The following is a 7268-nucleotide window of genomic DNA, read 5'->3' on the forward strand; positions in this document are numbered from 1 at the left end:
CTCATGGACGAAATGGCTGCCACCACCGAGACTCGTTTCGTCATCATCACCCACAATCCAATCACCATGGCGCGCATGAATCGGCTGTTCGGCGTGACCATGGCCGAGCAGGGCGTCAGCCAGTTGGTCTCGGTCGACCTACAGGCGGCCGAAGCGATGCGCGAGGCAAGCTGATCCAGGTCGCGCTGCCTGCGAATGGGCCGCGCCGGAGCATTTCCAGAAAAGTGTAAACGGCTTTCCGCCCGGCAAAACAAACAGTCAGAGGGGCGGACTGTGTTTGTGCGAATGATGTTTGGCCGAGGACCAGACGAAATAGAGTGATCCCAATTTCAGCACAGGCACTCTGCGATCCCGCTCGCGATCACGCAGTTCGCGGTAGGTCTTCACCTTCAGCGTGCCCGGACTCGAGGACAAGCTCAGCCTTTGCGCCGCGAGATCCAGTGCACACAGATCACGGCCACGAGGCCGCATGCCATGCCGATGCAATCGGCGACCCAGTCGAACACATCCAGGTCGCGCGCTATCAGCGCCGTGCCCTGGAGGACCTCGATCGCTGCTCCGACCAGGGCGAGGAAGATGATCACCTGCGCTTTGCGATCGGGCCAGCCAAGCCCTCCAAGGAAGGTCAGGACGGCAAAGGCGCTGGCGTGGTTCAGCTTGTCGTAGTGGAAGCCGACGTCGATGCCGAATTCCTTGAGACGGGGTACCGGCAGCAGCGCAAGCACAAGAACAGCGATGAGCGTAACGAGAAAAGCGACCCGTTCGGCGACTGAATAAAATCTCATCTTGCTCCAACAACACTCTGTGCACGACTGCCGGGAAGGCCGAAACCGGCTTGGTGCGAAAGCCGGCCCTAAAAATAGGTTCGCGGCGCGACAAGGTTCTTCTCCTGGCGAATATAAAAACAATAGAAGCCAAACGCTGCAGCGAACCACATGAAAGCCTCACCCATAGCCAGCCGGTTGTTTGAATTGGTAAGGATGGTTATGGCGAAGAAGACCAGTGTTGAGATGTAGCAGGACCAAGCGGCCGGAGCGATAAGCTTGGCCCGCATGGCCATCAGAACCTGCCGGGACGACCAGGTGTAGAGAAAGGCAAAGAACGCCAGTCCGACCACACCATAGCGCACGGCAATCTCCAGATAACCGTTGTGGAAGACGTTGAAGATCATGGGATGATAGGTTCTGTGCTCCCATTCGGTCAGCCAGCTCGAACTGGCTCCGAAGATCGGGTGGCGTTTCCAGATCTCGATCGCATCCGCCCACAGCATCAGCCGTTCCTTGGCTGCAAGCGGAACCGTATCGCTCGCGATGGCGCGGTCGAAGGCCGGGAGGACGCCATGCCTCAAGACATCCGGAACCAAGGCTTTGACGAAGATCATGGTGTCGCTGGCGGTGGACGAGAACACGTTGTGTGTTGCGACGATGCAGGCCGCCACGATGGCCAGCACGCCAGCCGAAACCAGCAGTTCGCGGCGATGGCCTCTCGCCAGGGTCATGACCGCCAACAAGAGCAGGGCGAGCGCAAGCGCAAGCCAGACACCCTTTGACCGCATCTCAATGATGTTGACGAGGGCAAACAGCAGGACGGCTACCGACAGCGCCCAATGCAGGTTCTTGGTTGCTTTCCTCAGGTCCGTTCTTTGGGCCGTGTACGCCATGAATTGCAGCGCGCAAAGGAAGATGAAACCGGCCGCCACCGACGCGTGGATGGGATTGTTGAAAAGCCGCGGGGTCGGTTGGATGCCTTGAAACATGTCCGAATAGAAGGTGTCCGCCGCCAGGAAGACAAGACTGAGGATCATGAACCAGAGCACGAGCCGCGCGGGCTGCCTGACAAACAGCAGAAACGCGAAGCCGGTCGTCGCGTAGAACAACGGAAACATGTAAATGCCTTCGGAGCCACCCAACTGGTGGGTACCGAAATAGACGATCGCCAGTCGGATGAAGACATAGAGCGACCAACCCATGCACAGACCGCCGACCCAACCGATCAGCGGTTTGCTGTAGGTCCATAAATCCACCCTGAACCAGCGGACGACTGCGACCAAGGCCAGCGCCAGGCCCGCATAGCGGTAGGTGTCGGCCTCGCGCCAGACCGAGGAGACCAAAGCGAGAATGGCGAATGACGCCAGCAACAGAAGCAGGGTGTTGCGCGGCGCGTCGTCCTTGGCGTAGTCCGGGATTTCTCGCGGTAAAGGGGGCCGCAGCAGGACGTGATGCAGGCGGCGCAGCTCGTCGCTGGCCCGCAACACCCCGGCACTTAGCCGGCTCGGCCCGCCAAACCTTGCGGATTTGTAGCTCCCCGAGGGGCCGGCTATGCCGGAAATCTTGCTGCTGGCGGCGAAGCCAAGCACGTTTTGGCGAACCGAATAGACCTTCAGGCCGGTATCCCAAAAGCGTTCGAGTGCGACGTCCCATGGCATCTTCATTACGGCGAGCGCCGACAACAGCCCCTGCGCCCCCTCCCGCGTCACAAGATAGGCGGCGGCCGAGCCTTGCGGGCCATGCAGTGCGCGACCGATCTCGTCGCCTTCCGTCGTCTCGACGGCACGCATGAAGAAGCTCATGCGATGGTTGGTCAGCTTGATGACGTCGAAATCCGGCACCGCCGCGATGATGGCCTCGATGCGTCGCATGGTGTTTTCGCTGAAGAGGACGTCGTCCTCGACAATCAGGCCATGGGCGCTGCCACCGGCCAGGAACGTTTCCAGCGCCTGGATATGGCTGCGATAACAGGCATATTCGCCGGGCAGAATGTCACGCCCGCTCAGCTTGCGCGCGGCTGGAAGATCGATCTCCGTCCAGTCTTTTTTGGCGAGGGCGTGGCCGTCGACGGCGGCAATGCGCTGCAAGGTGAGGCCCGCCGCTTCGGCGCTGGCGAGCAATTCGCTCCAGCGACCGGTCTCGCGAACGAGGTTGATGGCGAAGATAGGAAGGTTCATCGAAGGTCCATGTTGAGCCGCCACCCACCGGTCGACCTATGTATGGAAAGAGAGAGATGTTCAAGGTGACACTGTCCAGATCACGCAAGTGGTGACCGAATTTGCCGCGGCGGCGTTGGCAGTCGAATTATTAGCCGATCGGCTTCATGGAAGATCGCAAAGGTATTCTCGCGTCCTCTTGGCCGAAATAAACCGCGGCGGGATGGCTGGGGCGCCAGGATTCGAACCTGGGAATGTCGGTACCAAAAACCGATGCCTTACCACTTGGCGACGCCCCAATTGCCGTCAGAGTCGCTTGTGCGGCGCGTTATTAGCAGAGCAGCCGAAAAGCACAATCCTTATGAGCAATGGTCAGAACGTCCAATTGGGCAGCCAACGCAGTTGCCGCCAGAGGGCGTGCGTGCGGGCTATTCGGACCACACCGCCATCTCGTTGCCGGCCGGATCGACGAAGTGGAAGCGCCGGCCGCCGGGGAACGCGAAGATCGGCTTGACGATCGTGCCGCCGGCGCTTTCGACAGCGCCGAGGGTTGCTTCCAGATCCCTACTGTAGAGCACAGGCAGCGGCTTGGCGGGCGCCTCCTCGGCGTCGGCCTGGAAGCCTCCGTCCAGACCTTCGGCAAAGGCCGAATAGGTCGGCCCATAGTCGGTGAACGACCAGGCAAAGGCAGTGCTGTAGAAAGCCTTGAGCCGATCGAGCGTTCCGCCTGTCGCCGGCAGTTCCAGATAGTCGAGTTTCCCTGGCAGTTTCATGTAGCACCTACTTTGTTCATGTTATGTTCTATACCAGAAGCGCCAAAATGGCAAGTCTTTTTGCCGCATCCCTGGACACGGCTTTTGCTTAATCGATTGTAGGGGTCGCACGGCTTTGCCGACGCCTTGCCTTTCGCACTGCAGCATCATATCGCTCGACAGTCGGACGCGGCGGAACTTTCCGTTTCGCCAATCTTTCCAATCTCCTGCAACCGGAGAGCAAAGCATGACCAAATGGGTTTTCACCTTTGGCGATGGCGCGGCGGAAGGCCGTGCCGGCGACAAGAATCTGCTGGGCGGCAAGGGCGCCAACCTGGCCGAGATGTGCAGCCTGGGCCTGCCGGTGCCGCCGGGCTTCACCATCACCACCGAGGTCTGCAATGCCTATTATGCCAATGGCCGTACCTATCCGGACGGGTTGGAAGCCGATGTCGCGGTTGCGCTCGATCATATCGGACACCTGAGCGGGCGTCGGTTCGGCGACCCGTCGAAACTGCTGCTGGTGTCGGTGCGTTCGGGGGCCCGCGCCTCGATGCCCGGCATGATGGACACCGTGCTCAATCTCGGGCTGAACGACGAGACGGTCGAGGCGCTGGCCGCCGATTCCGGCGATGCGCGCTTTGCCTATGACAGCTACCGCCGCTTCATCCAGATGTATTCCGATGTCGTCATGGGCCTCGACCATGAGGTCTTCGAGGAAATCTTGGAGGACCAGAAGGGCGGGCTTGGGCATGAGCTCGACACCGAACTGACGGCGCTCGAATGGCAGGGCGTCATCGCGCTCTACAAGGCCAAGGTCGAGGAAGAACTCGGCAAGCCGTTTCCACAGGATCCGCACGAGCAGCTGTGGGGCGCGATCGGCGCCGTGTTCTCGAGCTGGATGAACAATCGCGCCATCACCTACCGGCGCTTGCACGATATTCCCGAAAGCTGGGGCACGGCGGTCAATGTCCAGGCCATGGTGTTCGGCAATATGGGCGAAACCTCGGCCACCGGCGTTGCCTTCACCCGCAACCCGTCGACCGGCGAAAAGATGCTCTATGGCGAGTTCCTGGTGAACGCGCAGGGCGAAGACGTCGTTGCCGGCATCCGTACGCCGCAGAACATCACCGAGGCGGCGCGCATTGCTGCGGGCTCGGACAAACCATCGCTGCAGAAGCTGATGCCGGACGCGTTCCAGTCCTTCGTCTCCATCTCCGACAGCTTGGAAAAGCACTACCGCGACATGCAGGATCTCGAATTCACCATCGAGCGCGGCAAATTGTGGATGCTGCAGACCCGCTCCGGCAAGCGCACCGCCAAGGCGGCGTTGAAAATTGCCGTCGAGATGGCGCGGGACGGACTGATCACGAAAGAGGAAGCGGTCGCTCGCATCGATCCGGCCTCGCTCGACCAGCTGCTGCATCCGACCATCGATTCCAAGGCAGCGCGCGACGTCATCGGCATCGGCCTGCCGGCCTCGCCCGGTGCCGCCACCGGCGAGATCGTCTTTTCCTCCGGCGACGCCGAGGAATTGAAGACGCAAGGCCGCAAGGCGATCCTGGTGCGCATCGAGACCAGCCCCGAGGACATTCACGGCATGCATGCGGCCGAAGGCATCTTGACCACGCGCGGCGGCATGACCAGCCACGCCGCGGTGGTGGCGCGCGGCATGGGCAAGCCTTGCGTGTCGGGCGCCGGCTCGCTGCGTGTCGACTACAAGGCCGGCACGCTGATGGCGATGGGATCGACCTTCCGCAAGGGCGACATCGTCACCATCGATGGCAGCAACGGCCAGATCTTGAAGGGCGCCGTATCGATGCTGCAGCCGGAACTTTCCGGCGATTTCGCGGCCATCATGGAATGGGCCGACGCGGTGCGCCGCATGAAGGTGCGCACCAATGCCGAAACGCCGCTCGACGCGCGCATGGCGCGCTCCTTCGGCGCCGAAGGCATCGGGCTGTGCCGCACCGAGCACATGTTCTTCGACGGCGAGCGCATCGTCGCCATGCGCGAGATGATCCTGGCCGACACCGAAAAGGACCGGCGCACAGCACTCGCCAAGCTCTTGCCGATGCAGCGTTCGGACTTCCTCGAACTGTTCGAGATCATGGCCGGCCTGCCGGTGACGATCCGGCTGCTCGACCCGCCGCTGCACGAATTCCTGCCAAAGACCGAAGGTGAAGTGGCAGAAGTCGCCGCCGCCATGAATGTCTCGCCCGATAAGCTCAGGCAGCGCACCGAGGCCCTGCACGAGTTCAACCCGATGCTCGGCCATCGCGGCTGCCGGCTGGCCGTCTCCTATCCTGAAATCGCCGAGATGCAGGCCCGCGCCATTTTCGAGGCGGCCGTCGAGGCCGGCAGGAAGGCCGGCGCGCTGGTGGTTCCCGAGATTATGGTGCCGCTGGTCGGCCTGGTGAAGGAGCTCGACTACGTCAAGGCGCGCATCGATGCGGTCGCCAAGAGCGTCATGGAGGAAACCGGCGTCAAGATCGACTATCTGACTGGAACCATGATTGAGCTCCCCCGCGCGGCGATCCGCGCCCATGTCATCGCCGCTACGGCCGAGTTCTTCTCCTTCGGCACCAACGACCTGACCCAGACGACCTTCGGCATTTCGCGCGACGATGCGGCCTCGTTCCTGGAGACCTACCGCCAGAAGGGCATCATCGATCAGGATCCGTTCGTCTCGCTCGATATCGACGGCGTCGGCGAACTGGTGCGCATGGCTGCCGAAAAAGGCAGGGCGACGCGGCCCGACATCAAGCTCGGCATTTGCGGCGAACATGGCGGGGACCCGGCCTCGATCCGCTTTTGCGAAGAGGTTGGCCTCGACTACGTGTCCTGCTCGCCCTATCGCGTGCCGATCGCCAGGCTGGCGGCCGCGCAGGCAGCGGTGCTGGTCGCGAAGGCCGGCCGCGGATAGAAGTCCATCCCGGCTGAGCTTACCGTTTTGTAAAACAAGTCACGCGAACGTGCTGGCGGGTTTGCATAATCTCGACAATTTTTCCGCCCAATTTGCGGACACCCCGCCAATTGCTCCTGGAAACAGATGTTGCAGAGTTCACCCGCGCCGTTCCACTCGATCCTGGTCATTCAAACGAAGTTCATAGGAGATCTCGTCCTCGCCTCGGCGCTTGCACAAAATTTGCGGCTCGAATTTCCCGGCGCCAGGCTCGTGTTTCTGTGTGAGGCTGGCTTCGAGAGCTTCGTGATCGCCCATGGCATCGCTTCCGAGGTGGTCACGTTCAGGCGCGCCCGCATGCGCGGCACCCCCCTGGAGCGCGGGAAAGAGCTTTACGCCATGGTGCGGGCGTTGCGCCGCTTCCGCTTCGACCTGACGATCGACCTGACCGATTCGAAGACGTCGCGCATTGTCAGCGGGCTGGTCAACGCAAAGACCCGCGTCGGCTACAATCCTTCCGAAAGACCCTTGCGTATGCTGGAGCGGCAGCCCGCCAATGTCTTTGCCAGGCCCTACGGCTTTGATGGCCAGCATTTTCTGTACCGTTACCTGTCGCCGCTCGAAGCGCTCGGCATCGACCTTCGCACGGTGATTCCGAGCCTTCAGCCGCTGCCGTTGGAAACGGCGA

The 7268-nt window shown here is 61.5% G+C and carries 4 protein-coding genes, 1 tRNA gene and 1 pseudogene; 2 read left to right on the plus strand and 4 right to left on the minus strand.

The window, feature by feature from the left end:
• Positions 1–416: 416 nt before the first annotated feature.
• The 4 genes from EN993_RS28120 to EN993_RS28135 form a co-directional block, all read right to left on the minus strand.
• Positions 417–785, minus strand: a complete 369-nt coding sequence (locus tag EN993_RS28120; RefSeq protein WP_127265402.1) for a hypothetical protein — start codon at positions 783–785, stop codon at positions 417–419.
• A gap of 68 nt (positions 786–853) precedes the next feature.
• Complete coding sequence (locus EN993_RS28125) at positions 854–2944, minus strand: O-antigen ligase family protein (protein ID WP_127265403.1); 2091 nt, start codon at positions 2942–2944, stop codon at positions 854–856.
• Positions 2945–3147: 203 nt separating this feature from the next.
• A tRNA-Gln gene (locus EN993_RS28130) sits at positions 3148–3222 on the minus strand.
• A 129-nt stretch (positions 3223–3351) separates the two neighbouring features.
• Positions 3352–3696 carry a VOC family protein gene (locus tag EN993_RS28135; RefSeq protein ID WP_127265404.1) on the minus strand — a complete coding sequence of 115 codons (345 nt, stop codon included), beginning with the start codon at positions 3694–3696 and terminating at the stop codon, positions 3352–3354.
• A 226-nt stretch (positions 3697–3922) separates the two neighbouring features.
• Here EN993_RS28135 and ppdK point away from each other — a divergent pair, with 226 nt between their 5' ends.
• Together ppdK and EN993_RS28145 are read left to right on the plus strand one after the other, a co-directional pair.
• Entirely contained in the window at positions 3923–6601 is a 2679-nt protein-coding gene (ppdK, locus tag EN993_RS28140) for a pyruvate, phosphate dikinase (protein WP_127265405.1), read from the plus strand.
• A 126-nt stretch (positions 6602–6727) separates the two neighbouring features.
• Positions 6728–7268 (plus strand): annotated as a pseudogene (locus EN993_RS28145) (glycosyltransferase family 9 protein); the annotation flags it as partial.

Source organism: Mesorhizobium sp. M7D.F.Ca.US.004.01.2.1 (assembly GCF_003997785.1).
In the GTDB taxonomy this organism is placed as follows: Bacteria; Pseudomonadota; Alphaproteobacteria; order Rhizobiales; family Rhizobiaceae; genus Mesorhizobium; species Mesorhizobium loti.

Bases quoted from the DNA above. Each gene is read 5' to 3' on its own strand.
- EN993_RS28125 (WP_127265403.1), bottom strand. From the start codon at position 2,944: ATGAACCTTCCTATCTTCGCCATCAACCTCGTTCGCGAGACCGGTCGC.
- ppdK (WP_127265405.1), top strand. From the start codon at position 3,923: ATGACCAAATGGGTTTTCACCTTTGGCGATGGCGCGGCGGAAGGCCGT.
- EN993_RS28135 (WP_127265404.1), bottom strand. From the start codon at position 3,696: ATGAAACTGCCAGGGAAACTCGACTATCTGGAACTGCCGGCGACAGGC.
- EN993_RS28120 (WP_127265402.1), bottom strand. From the start codon at position 785: ATGAGATTTTATTCAGTCGCCGAACGGGTCGCTTTTCTCGTTACGCTC.